The sequence below is a fragment of the Flavobacterium piscis genome (assembly GCF_031457575.1).
Taxonomy (GTDB): domain Bacteria; phylum Bacteroidota; class Bacteroidia; order Flavobacteriales; family Flavobacteriaceae; genus Flavobacterium; species Flavobacterium piscis_A.
Genome location: NZ_JAVDWQ010000013.1, coordinates 121,562 through 140,177 on the forward strand (window position 1 = coordinate 121,562; position 18,616 = coordinate 140,177).

Genomic DNA, 18,616 nt, shown 5'->3' on the forward strand with positions numbered 1-18,616 from the left:
ATCTATTATTTTACTGCAACATCCCAGATTTTAGATAATCTTGATTTCCCTTTTGGGCCTTCAATTTCTAAAACCACTATATATTTTCCGGCTTCTTTATAGTCATGAACCGGATTTTTATCTGATGATGTACTGCCATCACCAAAATCCCATTTATAGGATTCAATTTCACCTTCAGATTGATTAATGAAACCTACAGTTCTCTTATTTTTATCAATAATGTTGAAAGTCCATTTGGCACTAATGTTTTTTCTGAATTTTTCTTCTAAAGGCATCAATTTAAAAGGAAGACTGTATGAGGCATTTCCGTACATTTTATGCTCTTTTGAGAGATTCCAAAAGCCGTTGTTGGCTTCCTTATTCACATCATCATAATCGATAATTGCCCAGCAAAGCCCTATGTTTTTGTTTTCTTCCAAAATGGATTCTACAGCTCTTGAGGGATCATTACCTGCATAATCAAAAGGAGTTATCCAGAATTCTAATGTCAGTTTTCCTGATTCTCCGTGTTTAAAATTATAATTAGAAGCAGCATTTGCATACGGCAGTTCCTTAATCCAGGGCTGGCTTCCCCAAACCAAAGTCCAGTCTTTGCCTTCGGCAGGCGTGAAAATATGATAGTTCTGAGCGTGAACTCCATGATATGAAAAATAGGCATCCATTGTGTTTGTTAATGCAGGATTGGGATGAAACCTGTCTATAAACGGTCCTCCTGACTGATCGGCATCTACAATGACTTCAAACGTATCATTATGCAGGCCTGGCGAAGAAAAATCCCAGTAATCATCATACGCTTCATATAAAAAATACAGGCGATTGAGTCCTTCAACCCAGGCAACTTTTACGCTTACATCCAGATTTTTTTTATCTGTCTTCACGTGTTTGCCGCTATCTTCCCATAATTGATCCATACCCACAGTATAACTTTCAGGAACTATTTTCCAGTCGTCAGCCTTTCCGTCAATGGTTGGGATTTGATTAGCCGGAAATTGAAAAATCTTAAAATTTCTGTTGTCCTGCGACCATGCTTGTACAGCCAAACAGAATATTAAAACGCAAAAATATATATTTTTTTTATGTAGCTTCATGCATATCCATTTTAAATTTTATCCGAATTCAAAACAATTTTACCGCTTTTTAATCCTTTTCCTGTTACCGATAATTCTATCTTTCCGGCTTCTTCTGTCGATTGCACCAAAACCACTAATTTACCGCTAAATAATTTCATAGTCGGCAAGTGAAATTGTTCTAATGAAGTGGCATCTCCATTGCAGGCGGCACGATAGGTTCCTTTTCCGGTAACATTAAATTTTAATTGCTGCGTGGCTGTCGGACAAAGATTTCCATTTTTATCCACAACAGAAACGGTTACAAAAGATAAATCTTCTCCATTGGCTTCCAGCCTGTTTCTGTCAGCTTCGAGTTTTATCTGATAGGGTTTTCCTGCAGTATGTATTTCTTTCTCAGCAACCGCTTTTCCATCTTTATCAAAAGCAATAACCTTTATTGTTCCCGGTTCGTATTTAACATCCATCCACATCAAACGATATCTAGTTTGTGGCGTTGCATTGTTTTTCTTCTGAATTCCCATGCTTTTTCCATTCACGAAAAGTTCAGCACTATCATAATTGGTGTAGACAAAAACTGGTGTTGCTTGCCCTTCCCTGCCTTCCCAGTTCCAGTGAGGCAAGATATGTAAGGTCTGATCAGTCGTGTTCCAACGGCTTCTGTACAAGTAAAAACGGTCTTTTGGCAAACCTGCTAAATCACTTATTCCGAAGTAAGAACTTCTCGAAGGCCATTTTTCGTCATACGGCGTAGGCTCTCCCAAATAATCAAAACCTGTCCATACAAATTCGCCAATTACCCACGGTTTATCATCCTGTAAAATAAAATCATCTTCAGGCAAATTAGACCAACTGCAATATTCTAAATCATAAGAGGAACTCTGAAAATCATCATATTGTTTAGAAACTGCCTTTTCAACCGGAAATTTATAAATCCCACGAGAACTGACTGTTGATGCGGTTTCTGAACCTAAAATAAATCCCTGTGGGAATTTCTTAAAAGCTTCTTCATATAAATGTAAACGATAATTTAGTCCCGGAACATCCATTATAGCTCCAAAACCCGATTCCATTGTGGCTTTTACCTGATCCATTCCTACGGTTACAGGTCGGGTTGGGTCTTCTCTGTGAAAAATTTCCTGAAGCCATTTTGCCCGCTTCACTCCTTCAGCACCCCATTGGTCGGGAACTTCATTACCTGAGCTCCACATTACGATTGAGGGATGGTTTCGGGTCGCGTGAACCAGATTGATAATATCTTTTTCAGCATCGGTTTCAAAGAATCTATTATAACCATTCTTCACCTTTGGTTTAGCCCATTCGTCAAAAGTTTCGGTCAGGAACATAAAACCCATTTCATCACACAATTCAAGCTGTTCCAATGATGGCATGTTATGAGAACTCCGAATTGCATCACAGCCCATGTCTTTTAAAATAGTCAATTGTCTACGCAGAGCCGCCTTGTTGATTGCAGTTCCTATTGGCCCTAAATCGTGATGCAGGCAAACTCCTTTGAATTTCCTGATTTCGCCATTTAAGCTAAAACCTTTATTCGGTTCGAATTTGATGGTGCGAATTCCAAATCGGGTACTGGTTTCGTCTTTAAGAACATCTCCTGAATAAATCTGGGTAATCGCAGTATAGAGATAAGGTGTTTCCGGGCTCCATAATTTTGGATTTTTTACCGCAATATTTTCTTCAAATTCATTTCCGAAAAGAGCATCTGATTTACTTTCTGCAATTTCTTTTCCTTGTGCATCTTTTATTTTGATGATAATTTTAAGATTGTCTCCAGTAACTTTTGTTTTTATATTGACTTTCGCCAAATCCTTTGTAACCATTGGGGTTGTAATAAAAATACCCCATTGGTCAATACTTTCTTTGTTTTTTACAATCAATTTTACTTTTCGGTACAGACCTGCTCCGGGATACCAACGGGATGACTTTCCTAAATTTGAAACATGCACCGCCAGACTGTTTTTCCCTGTACCTGAAACATAATCGGTTACATCCAGATAAAAATAGTTATAACCGTAATTCCATTCCCCTGCTTTTTTGCCGTTTACAAAAACTTTTGGCTCACTCATGGCACCTTCAAAAAGTAGCAGTACTTTTTTGTCCTTATCCAAATTAGGAACTGAAAATTCGTTTCTGTACCAAGCTTCGCCAATATAAGGCAAAGCTCCTGTTCGTCCAGTTTTTTCAGTTGCTGATTTTTCTCCGTTTTGCTCAATGGCAATAGTTTGTTTGTCTATTTCTTTATCAAAAGGACCATAGATTGCCCAATCATGCGGAACGGTTACTGTTTCCCATTTGGCATCATCGAATTGCTGCTGAAAAGCATTTTCTTTTTTCCCTTTGGAAAATTTCCATCCTTTGTTTAATTCCGTAACGTTTCTTTGCTGTGCTTTAACCGAAAAACCAATTAGCACAAGAGAAAGAATTATGAGAGCGTATTTTTTAAATTGCATTGTTAGTTTTTTGAATAATTACAAAAATAATTAATCTAAGTGGAAAACTTCCTTCAACCCTACCGCTATTGGCGAATTATCCGGATTCGTTTCCATAATATCACCCATAAATGCCCACCATTTTTTTACGAAAGGATGGTTCGGCAATAAATCAAAGTCAAAATCAGCACTTATTTTTTGAACCGCAAAAAGAATTAAGGTTTCTTCATCCAAAAAAATGCTGTAATCCTGTATTCCTGTTTCCGAAAGTAAATTTGCTAACTCTGGCCAGATTTCATCATGTCGCTTTTTGTATTCAGCTTCAAAACCCGGTTTTAATTTCATTTTAAAAGCATTTCGAATTGTATTATTTGCCATTTTTTTAATTTTTAAGGTTAATTTTAACAGGCTTGTCACGGTTACAGATAATTTCGCCATTAACATATTCTAATTCTGCAACCTGTATCGAGCTTCTTCTGGTTTCAAAATTGTCTATTCCTTTATTTTCAGGTGTTCTTCCGGGATGTGTAAAGTAAAAAACATAAGCCTTGTCATCGTTTACAATAACATCTGCATGTCCGCCTATTACTTTGTCATCTTTTCCTGTTCCCGGAATCTGAAGAATGTTTTTCTCCTGTCGTTTCCAATTTATAAAATCATCAGAAGAAAAAACAGCCAGGCCTTTCCATGGATCTGTAATCATCCAGTTTTTTCCTTTCCAGTTAAAAACTTTCGGGCCTTCACCTCTGTCTTTTACTACTTTTTTTCCACTGTCTGTCCAATGGTATAAATCTTTACTATCGGCATAATAAATTGATTTTCCATCATTTTCATTATTGTAATACATGCGCCAGTTTCCATCAGGCAATTGAAATACTGAAGCATCAATACAGCGTTCGGAAGCCAGTTTTAACTGCGACTCAAATTTCCAGTCAATTAAATTTTTACTAGTCAAATGCACGATATATCTCGGATGTTTCCAATCTTCAAAAATGCCCGGAACAATCGTTAAGTACATATGGAATTTCCCTTTGCATTTAATGACCTCCGGAGCCCAATAAGTAACATCTTTAACGGTGTAATCTATATTGCAATTGGTTTTATATTTCCAATGAGCACCATCTTCTGATTCGGCAATGCCAATGGGGGTTCCATGTACCCAGCTCACTCCGTTACCACTAATATTAGCTCTTCGATTCGTATAAAACATCAGCCATTTTTTGTCTTTCTTACTCCAAATTATAGTTGGATCGGCAACTCCGTCAAAAACAGGATCGCAAAATAAAGGCTTATCTGCTATTTCATTTTTTACTTTTTGCGTGGTATTTTGAGCAAAATTTGGAAGACAAAATAAAAGTTGGATGAAAACTATTTTTTTGAAGCTTATAGAAGTAAATTTCATGAAATTAATAGTGTTTGTTCAAATATATTTATTTATTATCCCAATACTGTCCTGTGCTATACTGCCATTTAAAAGTTAAAAAAAAGAGGTTTTACAATTTCTGTAAATCCTCTTTTTCAACATATAGCCAGTAGTAATTAGTAAAGAGCGGCTAGCTTTTAGAGCTTGCTACTAAATAGATTAAAATTAAGCTTCTATGTAATGTTTAATGTTAAAATCTACGTTTATAAAATTAATTACTACTAACTGTTCACTAATCACTAAATAGCTGCAGATGTTATTTTTCAATTAAAATTTTATGTGTTTTTGTTCCTTCTTCACTGGTTACTTTTAGAAGATAAACCCCCTGATTGCGGTTAGGGATAGTAAATACAGCATTTTGTTCATTACCTGAAAGTTTAATTTCTTTTTGAACTACAATTTGTCCGTTGATATCTGAAATTACAACAGTGGCTTTAGATGATTTGAAACCATTAAATCGAACATTAAATTGTCCCGACGAAGGATTTGGATACACCAATACTTCTGCCGTTATTGAGCCCGCTGGTTTTTTAGTTCCTAAATTCGAAATGTCTTTTATAACAATATTCGGTACAGGTGCCGGAGCCATATCATAACCAAGGAAAAACCCCGGATGCGGTGGCTGGTTGTAAGATGAATTTTGCCACGCAATTGCCGTACGATATTGAGGATCATGCATCAAAGTATAAATCCTATGATCCGTGGTAATATTAGTCGTGAAAAGAATTAAGGCAGTATTATCTGTTCGGCGCAGTATAATTTCTTCTCTCCAGTCCCCTAAAATATCAGCAGTAAGAGCAGGATTCTTTTTCGTATCATTATTTGAAGAAACCGGAGCAGCCTGATATATTGTAAACAAACGATTCAATGATTGTGTAGCCGGATTCCATTTATCCATAATGGTTCCGTCAAGCAGTTCACGGCCTAAATCACCATCCCACCAGACAGCACCGTTAACAGCCTGGCTTCCGTTTGTTGGTTTGCTTGTGCCAATTTGTCCATCCTGAACATTATACAAATTTCCTGAAGAACTCCACATTTCATAACCTCTGTGATTCGGATCAATATCTGCTGCTAAAGCACGACCGACATCTCCGGTAGTAACGGCACCAAATATCATTTTGCCTGTTTTGGCATCATTAAGTCTTATTCCATAAGGACTATATTGACTTTCCGATTCCAGGCACTGCCAAATTTCCTGACCCGGACGATCGGGATCCATATCCGACATGTGAAGCGCATCTCCATGCCCCTGACCATATGTCCAAAGACGCTTTCCATCGTCATTAATAGCACTTGAACCATTGATGATTTCGTCTTTTCCATCGCCATCTACATCGCCAATCGTCATTTGATGATTTCCCTGGCTTGAATAAGCATTATTGGCCGGATCACTCGCATCTTTACTGTCGAAAATCCATCGAAGCGTCAATTGCCCATCACGCCAGTCATAAGCCGCACGCATTAATTTATCGTAATATCCACGTCCTACAATAACACTCGGACGAGCACCATCTAAATACGCTACTGCAGAAACAAAACGATCCTGACGGTTTCCGTAGTTATCTCCCCAGTCGGCAGTATTGGCTCTCGCAGGCTGATACGCAACTGTTGCCATAGCCGCCCCGGTTAAACCATTGAAAACAGTCAAAAATTCAGGACCTTGCTGCACCCATCCGCCTGAATTTCGATAATCGACAGTAGCGTTTCCAATAACAATTCCAGTACCATCAATTGTTCCGTCAGCCGTTTTTAAAATCATCTCTGCCTTTCCGTCTCCATCAAAATCATATACCATAAATTGACTGAAGTGTGGACCGGCATTTACGTTTTTACCTAAGTTGATACGCCAAAGTAAAGTTCCATCCAACTTATAGCAATCAAAAATTTGTTCTCCAGAGAATCCTCCTCCGTTATGATTTAATAAGGTAGGATCCCATTTTAAGAAAATTTCATATTCGCCGTCCCCATCAACATCACCAACACTTGCATCATTGGCTGTATAAGTATATGCTGTCCCGTCCGGAATAGTACCGCCCAAAGGAATCTGCAAGGGAATCGACAACTGATTATTTGCCCATACCGAAACAGGAGCTGTTGCAATTCCTTCCGTATTATTAATAACCGTTTTTATTGTATAAGTACCGTTTGTTGAAACGTTATCAATGAAGTTTGTAGAAGTTGTAACAGGTGTTGCATTGATTTTTACATTATCTCTGTACACATTAAAAGCAATAGCTGAAGGGTCGTTTCCTAACAATCGCCAGCTGATAAACACCTCATTGGCAGATTTTCGCAAAGCCACTACACCGCGGTTTAAAAATTCTACTTGTTTAGGTGTATTGACTACCGCATCTGGTAATGCCGGAGTGTTAAACCTAATGGTTTCGCCATAAGTAGTACCGCCATTAATAGCATAAGCTCTTACATAATACAAAGTGGCAGGTGTAAGCCCGGGAATGTTTACCGAGAAACTGCCTGTACCGGCTGTACCGGCTACAATTTTAGTATTTGCTACAGTTGGATTATTGCCTGTACTGTAAACGATTCCTCTTTCTGTAATTGCCGTTCCTCCGTCTGAGGTAATATCGCCTCCGGTTTCTGCCGTAGTTGAAGTAAGATTAGTGACAGCATTTGTGGTCAGTACTGCTGGCGGAGGAGCCGGAACATAGGTTCTGACAATAGGAGTTATAATGCCTGCTGTATTTGCTTTTGTATAAACCACAAAGGGATATTGGCTTCCTGCTGCAATGGTCAAATTCCCTGTATTCACATCAATACCTGTTGTAAGAACACTTGGGTCTTTCATTTCTGTCCATGAAGTTGCACCAGCTATCTGTTTAAACACACGAGCCGAATATGTAGGTGTACTGCTTACGTTATCAATAAAAGAGCAATACAGATTTCCTGAAATATCCTTGATTATACTTAAGCTGGGCGAATCTCTGGAAGCTATTCTTGTACTGGAACTCCAGGCAGCAGTAGTTTTATTATACTCAATAGCAGTAGCTCTGTTAGAATCTGCTGTATTAAAATAAACAATAACAGGATTACCAACTGAATTTATTACCATACTAGTATGACGAATACTGGCAGTAACTGTTGGGGTAATATAATTCCAGATACCTCCGCTAAATTGGTAAAAAGCCATAGTCCCGGTAGAAGATGTAGCTGAAGCCAAACTGCAAAATACCAGCCATGGTACATCAGCTTCATCAATTACAAGACTAACTGCCACTGCTATTTGAGAAGCATTCGTTGTAGTGTTTAAAGGAATTGTGCCTATGGTAACCCACGAATTCCCATCAAACTTTTTAACATAAGGAGTTAATGTCCCATTATCACTAAAAGCAATATAGGGATTATTGTCTGAATCGAAAGTCAATGAGCAACGAGGTGTTGAACCGTATTGAGAAACAGCATTAGTAACCGAACCAGTTGAAACATAGAGATTATTGGTATCGTTGTTCAATGGTTCCCAAGTATCGGTGATGGAATTATAAATTTTAACGGCTAATTTATTCCCATTCCCAGCATCCACATAAGTAACGAATAGTTGGTTTGTCTTATCCAGTGAAATTCTGGAAAACGTAAGGTTCGCACCAATGTCATTGCCCACCTGTTCCCAATTTCCAGTGGCAGTATTTCTTTTTTTTACTTTCACAACAGGTCCGGTCGCTTCCCTGAAAACAACATAAGGAACATCATTCAAAACGGCAATAGAGGTGTAAGCAGAGGCATCCGAAGATATCTGAGATTCATTGCCCAGGATATTCCAATTCTGTGCAAATGAATTTTGAGCAGTCAAAAAACTTAAAATTGTAAAAAAAATAACTCCGAAGATTGTTTTCCGAAAAAGAATCGGTGTACACGTAAAAGGTATTTGTTTTTTCATAAAAGGTTGGTTAAAAGGTTAGTAGTATAAAATTATTTGGATAATTATTTAATACTGTCCTGCTCTACCCTGCTAATTTTCTGTAAATTAGATTTTTACAGTCTATTTCAACAATAAATAAATTACAAAATACTGAAAATCAATAACTTACATCGAGTTGTTTTTATTGTCTTTAGCTCTTAAATTTTAACAAAATTAATATTGCAATTTTTTATTTCCGATTTTTATAAAATGTCAAAAAAATTAAAATTCTGGATTTATACCATTTAGAAACATAAAACAGTTTTTTGTTTTCCTCACCCCAGCCCTCTCCGCGCGCGCGAAAACGAACTGGTAAAGCAAAGGAGAGGGAGTTAAAAAATTGGATTATTTTATATTTCTAAATGGTATAAAATACTACAGAATAAACTTGCATTCTTTTTATATAACAATAAACAAAAAAAAACCGCCTCATAAAATAATGAGACGGTACCTTCAAAAAAACAAAACTAAACAGATTTTTAATTCCAGCCCGGGTTTTGCCAGGCAGCTTTTTGTGCAGCTGATAAATTAGAACCATCTTCATTTAACAAACCATCAATAAAGGTTTGTGGAATTGGACGTAATTCATGTTTGTTTGCAGTAATGTTTGTTGCTGCTTCAGCATTAAATGCTTTTGCCCGTGTTATTAATGTTCCGGTACGTGAAAGCGTTTCCCAACGTTGAAACTCACCTAACAATTCACGTGTACGTTCGTTAAGAATAAAATGTAAAGCACGTTCATACTCACTTGCAGCACCAACTTTAGTCAAAACTTCTTCGTCTTCACTTGGCAGGTTAGCCGGGAAAGTTAATAATCTTAAATCTGAAGCAGCTGTTGTAACAGGCACTCCCGGATTAGACAAATAATAAGTATTCATATCTAAATTTGAATTTATATAATTTGCTGCTGCAGTGCCTGTATTTAATGCATTTACTTTAAATGCCTGTGAACCATCACTGTAATACGATCTGTTTTCTCCGCTTTTCCATTGGCCCCTTGCTCTTACCGTATTTATGTCTTTCATTGCATTACCATAATCCTGCAAACGAGCATAACATTCTGCACGTACAAGATAAGTTTCTCCAAGGCGTGCCATAATTACATCACGGTGTGCATCGCCTCTTTCTGCCGTACGAGAACCATCATCTGTCTTATTAATACCTGCATAGAAGTTACAAATCGGTTGGTTTTTAAATGTAGGGGCAACATACTGCCCGTTTTGATACAAAACTAAAGAATTTGGTACATACTTGCCAACTATACTTGTTAAGGATCCGGCAGTTGGTGTTTGTCTGGCGGTTACACTCCATTCCGGCAAACGACCGGCCTCATCTGTCCAAGTCGGATTTTGAACATTTGCCCCAAATGTATAGGCATTATAGGTATTATCATTCTTGGTATTTAATATCATTACAATACCCGGATCTCCTGCCTTAACACCCAAATTGGCATTTACTACATTGTTGGTGCCATAAACAGTTTTAAAAGTTTTCCACATACGTGCATCATTCACATGATCATATACAGCATAACTATATTCAGTTGGACGACAACGCTGAAAATCCATACTTCCAATCCATACACCACGTCTTACCCAACCTCCTGAAAAACTGGAGAATTGAGGACTAAAATAGTTATAAGTACGGTTTCCAAAACGGCCTTTTGTTGATTCATCTCCATTATGACCAGCTGCCATCAATATTTCATCAAGTTGCTCATTAGGGCAATCAATTCCTGTCCAGTTAGCATACAAATCACTATAGTTGCCAGTTAGCTGTCCACGTGCGCCAATAGCATACGTACAAGCCGCTATAGCTTCATTAAGATCTGCATCCTTATAAGCACTGTTCCAGGAAGCATTACGTTCTGAAACACGAAATAATAAAGATTTTGCAAGAAAATGAGCAGCAGTTGCTTTGGTCCAGGTTATTCCTTTTCCATACGTATAAACTTCACCTTCAAAAAGCTCATAAGCTTTACGGAAATCTGAGATTACCTGCTCCCAGCATTGTTCATCTGTAGAACGGGTAAAATTACGAACAACCCCTTCAACCGGTGCTGTCTGAAGAACAACCCCGCCATATTGTGCCGTTAGTCTGTAATAATTATACCCTCTTAAAAAATAAGCATGTGCCAGACATCGATTTCTAATTTTTAAATCTGGAATTGCTGTTTCTGCTTTTGCAATAATAGTATTGGCAGATGCAATTCCGTAATACATTTGATCCCAAAGCATGGCAACAGAGGAAGCATTACCATTAGCCGCCCCCGTAGAAGTGGTCGCTCCTAATGGCCCAAAACGGTTGTCATAGGTGTTCCACATTTCATTAGTCAGGTCATTTGCATTGGTAAACTCATCTGTTCCATATAGCGTATTAGCATATGACCATTCAAAACCAAAATGCCAACGAATATTACCGTAGAGTGTTAGTGTCAAAGCCTGAAGACCTTCAGATGTGTCAAAATAGTCTGTCGAATATTGATTGGTCAATTCTTCGTCCAGAAAATCTTTCGAGCAGGAAGCAAATGATAGCCCCATTATAATCAAAAGACCAACTCCGAATTTTTTTATGTTATTCATTTTTTTACTTTTATTGTTATACTTTGTCGTTACAATTTAATTTTATTAAAACCCTACTTCAACTCCCATAACAAAACTGCGGTTGAAATAAGTAGCATTGGTATCAAAATCATACCAGTCTACTGATTGATAGATACTACCCGGATTTACAGCCTGTAAATAAAGTTTCATATTCGCTAATCCAACATTCGAGGTAAAATCTTTAGAGAAATTATAACCCAAAGAAATATTACGAATTTTTACAAATGATGCTTTCTGAAAACCCAAAAGTCCGGAAAAAGCATCTTGTGAACCTGAAGATGCCTGACCTAATATAGGTTTTTGAAATTCAGCATCTGTATTATCCGGTCTCCAATAATCAACTTCACGCTGATTAGAGTGAGCTGTCATAGCCTCACCACCTAATGAAGCCATATACCCCATACGTCCGTAAAGATTTATTCCCAATTCAATCCCCTTATAACTAAAGTTGTTATTCCACCCCATTGTCCAGTTAGGATTGCTGTTACCTAAAACAACACGATCCTGAACATCCATTTTATAATCCCCATTTTGATCTTTCGGACGTACATTCCCTGGTGTAAACGTAGCTCCATTAGCATTCCACTTTGCCATTTCCGCAAGATCTTCAGGTGTGTTTTGCCACATACCCTGATTATCGAATCCATAACGAACATTAATAGATTCACCAATGAACCATGTATTGTCTATCATGTCATTTGCACCATTAGCTAATTCCTCTATTTCATCTTTTTGCCACGCCCCATTTAAGTTGGTTTCCCAGACAAACCCTCCTGTAGTCTCTACAGGAATTAAGTTAAGGGTAACCTCAATACCATGATTATTAGTTTTACCAATATTAGAAGTTGTAAAAGGATATCCTGATAATGTTGGGATTTTTACCTCCATTAATAAATCATTTGTATAGGATTTGTAAGCATCAATACTACCACTGATTCTATTGTTTAAGAAACTAAAATCTAAACCAACATTATATTGAGTGGTTTTTTCCCACCCCAATCTTTTATTAGCCAATCCAACCTGAGTTGAAGTATAATAAGGTTCATTAGTAGTAAAGCCTATTTGGTTGCTCATTCCGTTGAAAGGAAGATATATAGAACTAATACGCCCTTTTGTTTCGTACGGATCAATTGACGAGTTACCTGTAGTACCAAAACCTAAACGAAGTTTCAGGTTTTCAATCCAATTTACATCTTGTAGAAAACTTTCGTTATTAATACGCCATGCTAATGCTGCAGAAGGAAAAAATTCCCATTTGTATCCGTCAGCTAATTGTGAAGCTCCATCCCAACGTCCGGACATAGTCAGCAAGTAACGATTGTCAAAACCATAATTCATTCGAACCATATATGAGTTCAGCTGGCGTTTAATAAGATTGGAACCCATACTGGCATTATTTGCCGGATTCGTCATATCTACAGAGCCCATCGAGTTCCACAAAAAGGAACGTTTAGGAATATTATTAGCACTCATTGATGATTCTTCAATATCCCATGAAGAAGCAGTTTGCAGTAAAGTCAGACCAACTTTGTGCAGGGCTGCAAAAGTGCGATCATAGGTAATCATATTATCTAAAGTCCATGAAATATCGCGACGGTTTTGAAGACGCGCATAATTAGTACCTGGACTACCATCAGAATTAATTCTTAATGATGAAATTCCATCAATATAAGAACCTTGTCTCCAATGGCGGAAATCAGGTCCGAAATTTATTTTATAACTAAGGCCTTCTACAGGTTCCCATATTTTACCAATATCAAAAGTGGCTGAAAAATTACCCAAAGCACGTAATGTTTGTGATCGCTGTGTGCTGTTCTCCCATTCATTTATAGTTGTGTAAACTCCCGACTCACCGCCCGGGTTAATTATCAATTTACCATCTGCATCATAAGGAACAGCCATATTATAAAGCATTTTAGTCACTCCATAAATTGCATCCGGAGCTGTACCGCTTCGCGCCCCAAGTCTTGACATTCCATAATCCTGCTCACTCCATGACACATTTAAAGAGGCATTCATTTTGAACCAATCAGCCGGGGTAATATTGGAAGTAAGTTTTGCCGTATAACGTTTATACCACTGTCCTTTTTGAGTACCTTCGTTATCCAGATAACCAACTGAACCATAGGTGTTTACTTTTTCAGAACCTCCGCTTGCGCTTATAGTATGTTCCTTACTGATTCCTGCCTGTGTTACCATATCAATCCAGTCAGTATTCGTTACTTTAGAAGGATCCCAGGTTCCGCCTGCCCATCCTTTCAATACATTATCCCTTGATGTCTGACCATCTAATGCACTGTCAAAAATCAAATTATCGTTTGCAAAAGTCGGAGAATCAGGATGTGCATACTTTGTTGCATCAAGATTGTATGCAGCCCAACGCCTGAATGTAATAAAATCAGAAGCACTCATTGAAGGAGCCCTGTCCACAACATCAGAAGCAGTAACCGTACCTGCATAATTTAAAGCGAACTTGCCTGATTTTCCTTGTTTAGTAGTAACTATAATAACCCCATTGGCACCTCGTGATCCATAAATAGCAGTAGCAGAAGCATCCTTAAGAATATCCATAGATTCAATATCCCTTGGATTAAGAGTTTCTATTGCTGATGCTGACATCAAAGGCACACCATCTACAACATATAAAGGATCATTACTTGCTGTTAAAGAACGAACACCACGAATACGAACCGTACCAAGACTTCCAGGTCGCTCATTAGTAGTAATATCAACTCCGGCAGCTTTTCCCTGTAAGGCTTCAAGCGCATTGTTTACCGGCCGGTTCATTAATTGTTCAGCAGTTACACTCACAAGAGCTCCGGTTACATCCGATTTCTTTTGTGTACCGTAACCCACAACAACAACCTCATTAAGCTGCGCTACATCATCTGTAAGTTTTACATTAATTTCTGAATTCTGATCAACTGTCATTTCAACAGTTTTAGAACCAGTAGATGAAAAAACTAAAACTTGTCCTACACCTGCACTGATAGAATATCTACCATCAAAATCAGTACTTGTTCCCTGTTTGGTTCCTTTAAGAAGTACATTTGCTCCCGGTATTGGCAATCCGGATGCATCCGAAACTGTACCTTTAACCACCTTGTTCTGCGCATAACCTGATGTGTGCATTAATGCAAACAAGGTCAATAATAACAGAAGACTAAATTTGTTTTTCATAAAAAGTTAATTTTTGGTTAATTTATTAGTTATATCAAATTTATCCAGAAGTAGCTTCCATTCTATCCTGTACTATCCTGTAGATATTATTTTTTATAGTCTTAATTATCAATATTTTACATAAAATATTTGCTTTATTTAGTCAAAAAAAATCTTTAACAAGTTGATTTATAAGTTAAACCAATCAGGAAATTAATAAATATTAAAACTTAAAAAAAAATACATTTTTTATAGACATAATATTTTTTTAACCCTAAAATGGTAACAATAATATAAATAGTTCTCTCTACAATTATTACTCCTGTTATAATAGCAATAGCAAAAACAATTGTGGCTCAAAATTTTTGTCATTTTAAAAAATTTGATAAAAAAAACCGTCTCAAAATGAGACGGCTTCCTTTAAAAAAAATAAAAAAATGAGGGCAAAATTTTAATTTCGGTCAGATACTATTTTCAAATCTATTCAGAACAGAAATTGATAGCATCCTGCAGTATCCTGCTGGTTTTTAGTATTTTTATTTATTAAACTCTATTATTTAAATATCACAAATAGCTTAAATTACTGACTAACAAGATTTAAATTCTGTAAATTATATATTATATATTGAATTAAACGTTGATAGAATATCTTTTTGTAATTAATTTATTGAGATAATAAAATGAGAAACTAAACCACAAGGGACTGAAAGTACATAGATTTGGTTGGCAAACTGAAAGTCTGTAAGGTTGTAACACTATTTATTAGCCACGAATTACACAAATTTTCACAAATTAATCAGGTGTAATTCGTGGCTAATATTTTTTTATACCATTTAGAACTAAAGTACATAGTTTATTGATTATCTATTAAATCCTTGTCAATAATAAACAAACAGGACGCTACAGGATAGCAATTTCGCAAACTACATCTATTTTTACTTTATTAATCCATTGGGTATAATTATTAAAAAAGTTAGTTCGGGTGTTTTTTGTACAGAGAAACGAAACAAAAATATATTTAAATAATTTTTCTGTTCTTGATGTAATTTTCTATAGAAAATCATTCGGACTTCCAAAAAATATCATCAAAAACTAATTACTCTCAACGGGTTTTATTAGTTATTCACTAAAAAACAACTTTCAATTATTGGTTTAGTAATAATCAGGAATCTTTATAATAATGAAACATAATATAAAATTACTTTATCTTCTATTTGCCTTTTTCTTAATTTTCAGTGCTTATAGTCAGGAAAAAACAATATCCCCATGGCCAAATTCTACCAATATCAATCAGCCTTGGGCCCGTTGGTGGTGGATGGGAAGTGCGGTCGACAAACCTAATTTGAAGAGGAGTCTTATCGATTTTCACAATGTTGGAATCGGTGGTGTTGAAATAACTCCTATATATGGTGTAAAAGGTGAAGAAAACAATTTTATAGATTTTCTTTCTCCTAAATGGCTGGAAATGTTAGATTATACGATTAAAACTGCTGATAGTCTACATATGCAGGTTGATATGGTTCTGGGAACAGGCTGGCCTTATGGAGGTTCGCATGTAACACTGCCACATGCTGCTACAAAATTGCTTGTTGAAAAATATCAGGTTAAAAAAAATGAAACCTTTAATAAAAGCATTGTTGTTGAAAACAAAAAAGAAAAAACACCGGCACAACTTTTATATGTAGTAGCGTATGGAACGGATGGTTCGTACATTAATCTTACTGATCAGTTAAAAAAGAATCCTGTAACATCCAAAGATAAAGATATAGAGGGATCTACTGTTACATTACCAAATCAATCAGTACGCAATGAATTAAAATGGAAAGCTAAAAAAACAGATTATACTATATATGCGGTTTTTAGCGGTAAAACCGGACAGCAAGTAAAAAGAGCGGCTCCTGGTGGTAGTGGATATACTCTTGATCACTATTCTGATGAAGCCCTTAATGCTTATGTTGTCCCGTTTGATAACGCTTTTAAAGGACGTGAAGGAAAAATAAGAGCTGTTTTTAACGATAGTTATGAAGTGTATGGTACTGATTTTACGCCCCAATTTTTCGAAGAATTCAAAGCCAGAAGGGGTTATGATTTAAAACAGCAATTGCCGCTTTTATTGAGGGAAACAGATGATGTAATCAGTAACCGGATCAGAAGCGATTACCGCCAAACCTTATCTGATTTATTATTGAATAAATTTGATAAATCATGGACTGCATGGGCGAATAGAAAAGGGTTTAAAACCAAATTGCAAGCCCACGGTTCTCCCGGAAATTTAATTGACTTATACGCTTCTGCGGATATTCCGGAATGCGAAACTTTTGGTTCTATGCCATTTGACATTCCGGGCTTAAGACGCGAAAAAGAAGACATCCGCGAGGGTGATGCTGATGCTGTGATGCTGAAATTCTCCTCTTCGGCAGCTCATGTTTCAGGAAAACCACTGGTCTCTTCAGAAACATTTACCTGGTTGAGAGAACATTTTAAAACGGCTTTATCACAATGCAAACCTGAAGCCGAAGATTTGATGCTTAACGGAATCAATCACATTTTTCTTCATGGTTCAACTTATTCACCGGAAAGAGCCGTGTGGCCGGGATGGAAATTTTATGCTTCCGTAAATTTTAATGCAACCAATAATATCTGGGAAGATGCCCCGTCTCTGTTTTCATATATAGCCAACTGTCAGTCAATGTTGCAGCAAGGGAAACCGGATAATGAAATTTTACTGTACTGGCCTATTTTTGACACTTGGGATAAATACCATAAAGGAACTTTGTTTTTTCAATTCAAAATACATTCGTTATCAGAATGGTTACATGAAACTTCTTTTTATGACACTACCAAAAGCTTAATGAAGAAAGGTTATGGGGTTGATTTTATTTCTGATAATTTTATTGCAGAAGCCAAAGTTGTAGATGGAAAAATCGTTTTGCCGGGAGGAACTTTTAAATCATTGATAATTCCTTCTTGTAAAAAAATGCCTTTATCTACTTTGCAAAACATCATCGCCCTTCAAAATGCAGGGGCAAAAATTATTTTTGAAGGATTGCCGGAATCAGTTCCGGGATTTAATGATTATAAAAAACAGGAAGATAAATTAAAATCTATTTTAGCATCAAATAAAGAGTCTGTTCAACCTGTCACCGATATCTTCAAAACTTTAGAAGAAGCTCAAATTTATCCTGAAAATCTGGTAAATACAGGTTTAAAATACATACGAAGAGCTATTGACGGAGAAAAAATTTACTATTTGGTTAACCATACCACTAAAACAATTGATGAATTTATTCCGTTGGAAATTGGCAATAAAGAAGTAGTCATTTTTGACCCGCTAAACAGGGATTTTGGAAATGCTGTTGTACAGAAATCTGCCAAAAATACATTGGTTAAAATAAAAATAGAGCCGGGGCAATCTTTTTTCTTAAAAACTGAAAATACAGCAACACAGAAAAAATGGAATTATTTTGAACCTGTCGCTGCTGCCATTCCGCTAAAAGGAGACTGGAAAATAAATTTTGACAAAGGCGGACCTGCATTGCCTCCAACAGCTACAATTTCAAATCTGGAATCCTGGACAAAATTAGGCCCGGAAGCCGAAGCTTTTTCAGGAAGTGCTACCTATACATTACAATTTGATAATCCGAATAGCAAAACCGAAAATTGGAATTTAAATTTAGGCGATGTTCGCGAAAGTGCTAAAATTTGGGTAAATGATGTATTTATTGGAACAGCCTGGTCAGTTCCCTATCAATTGAATATCGGAAAATTAAAATCTGGAAAAAACACCTTGAAAATTCAGGTAACCAATCTTTCAGCCAACAGGATTCGGGATAAAGAACTAAAAGGCGAAGAATGGAAAATTTTCTATGAAATCAATATGGTAGATAAAGATTATAAAAAATTTGATGCTGCCCAATGGTCTCCAATGCCTTCGGGGTTGTTAGGTCCCATAACAATCACACCTTTAAAAAAACAAAATTAATTCCCTAAATAACGAA

Annotated in this window: 8 protein-coding genes; 1 reads left to right on the top strand and 7 read right to left on the bottom strand. The window is 36.6% G+C overall.

Annotation, left to right across the window (positions count from 1 at the left end; all coding sequences use genetic code 11):
- Positions 1-5 precede the first annotated feature (5 nt).
- The 7 genes from J2W48_RS17360 to J2W48_RS17390 form a co-directional block, all read right to left on the bottom strand.
- The gene (locus tag J2W48_RS17360) at positions 6-1,088 is read right to left on the bottom strand and encodes a PKD domain-containing protein (protein WP_310282956.1); all 1,083 of its coding nucleotides are present in this window, start codon (positions 1,086-1,088) and stop codon (positions 6-8) included.
- A gap of 11 nt (positions 1,089-1,099) precedes the next feature.
- Complete coding sequence (locus J2W48_RS17365; protein WP_310282957.1) at positions 1,100-3,538, bottom strand: DUF4982 domain-containing protein; 2,439 nt, start codon at positions 3,536-3,538, stop codon at positions 1,100-1,102.
- Positions 3,539-3,568: 30 nt separating this feature from the next.
- Complete coding sequence (gene rhaM / locus J2W48_RS17370; protein WP_310282958.1) at positions 3,569-3,895, bottom strand: L-rhamnose mutarotase; 327 nt, start codon at positions 3,893-3,895, stop codon at positions 3,569-3,571.
- Positions 3,896-3,899: 4 nt separating this feature from the next.
- Positions 3,900-4,919 (bottom strand): family 43 glycosylhydrolase, encoded by a 1,020-nt coding sequence (locus tag J2W48_RS17375; RefSeq protein ID WP_310282959.1) that lies wholly within the window; start codon positions 4,917-4,919, stop codon positions 3,900-3,902.
- A gap of 277 nt (positions 4,920-5,196) precedes the next feature.
- Positions 5,197-8,835 (bottom strand): rhamnogalacturonan lyase family protein, encoded by a 3,639-nt coding sequence (locus tag J2W48_RS17380; RefSeq protein WP_310282960.1) that lies wholly within the window; start codon positions 8,833-8,835, stop codon positions 5,197-5,199.
- 500 nt (positions 8,836-9,335) lie between these two features.
- Complete coding sequence (locus J2W48_RS17385) at positions 9,336-11,438, bottom strand: RagB/SusD family nutrient uptake outer membrane protein (protein ID WP_310282961.1); 2,103 nt, start codon at positions 11,436-11,438, stop codon at positions 9,336-9,338.
- A gap of 45 nt (positions 11,439-11,483) precedes the next feature.
- The gene (locus J2W48_RS17390) at positions 11,484-14,639 is read right to left on the bottom strand and encodes a SusC/RagA family TonB-linked outer membrane protein (RefSeq protein ID WP_310282962.1); all 3,156 of its coding nucleotides are present in this window, start codon (positions 14,637-14,639) and stop codon (positions 11,484-11,486) included.
- Between the two features lie 1,159 nt (positions 14,640-15,798).
- Between J2W48_RS17390 and J2W48_RS17395 the strand changes: the two genes are divergently transcribed.
- Positions 15,799-18,600 carry a glycosyl hydrolase gene (locus J2W48_RS17395; RefSeq protein WP_310282963.1) on the top strand — a complete coding sequence of 934 codons (2,802 nt, stop codon included), beginning with the start codon at positions 15,799-15,801 and terminating at the stop codon, positions 18,598-18,600.
- Positions 18,601-18,616 lie beyond the last annotated feature (16 nt).

Bases quoted from the DNA above. Each gene is read 5' to 3' on its own strand.
- J2W48_RS17360 (WP_310282956.1), bottom strand. From the start codon at position 1,088: ATGAAGCTACATAAAAAAAATATATATTTTTGCGTTTTAATATTCTGT.
- J2W48_RS17365 (WP_310282957.1), bottom strand. From the start codon at position 3,538: ATGCAATTTAAAAAATACGCTCTCATAATTCTTTCTCTTGTGCTAATT.
- rhaM (WP_310282958.1), bottom strand. From the start codon at position 3,895: ATGGCAAATAATACAATTCGAAATGCTTTTAAAATGAAATTAAAACCG.
- J2W48_RS17375 (WP_310282959.1), bottom strand. From the start codon at position 4,919: ATGAAATTTACTTCTATAAGCTTCAAAAAAATAGTTTTCATCCAACTT.
- J2W48_RS17380 (WP_310282960.1), bottom strand. From the start codon at position 8,835: ATGAAAAAACAAATACCTTTTACGTGTACACCGATTCTTTTTCGGAAA.
- J2W48_RS17385 (WP_310282961.1), bottom strand. From the start codon at position 11,438: ATGAATAACATAAAAAAATTCGGAGTTGGTCTTTTGATTATAATGGGG.
- J2W48_RS17390 (WP_310282962.1), bottom strand. From the start codon at position 14,639: ATGAAAAACAAATTTAGTCTTCTGTTATTATTGACCTTGTTTGCATTA.
- J2W48_RS17395 (WP_310282963.1), top strand. From the start codon at position 15,799: ATGAAACATAATATAAAATTACTTTATCTTCTATTTGCCTTTTTCTTA.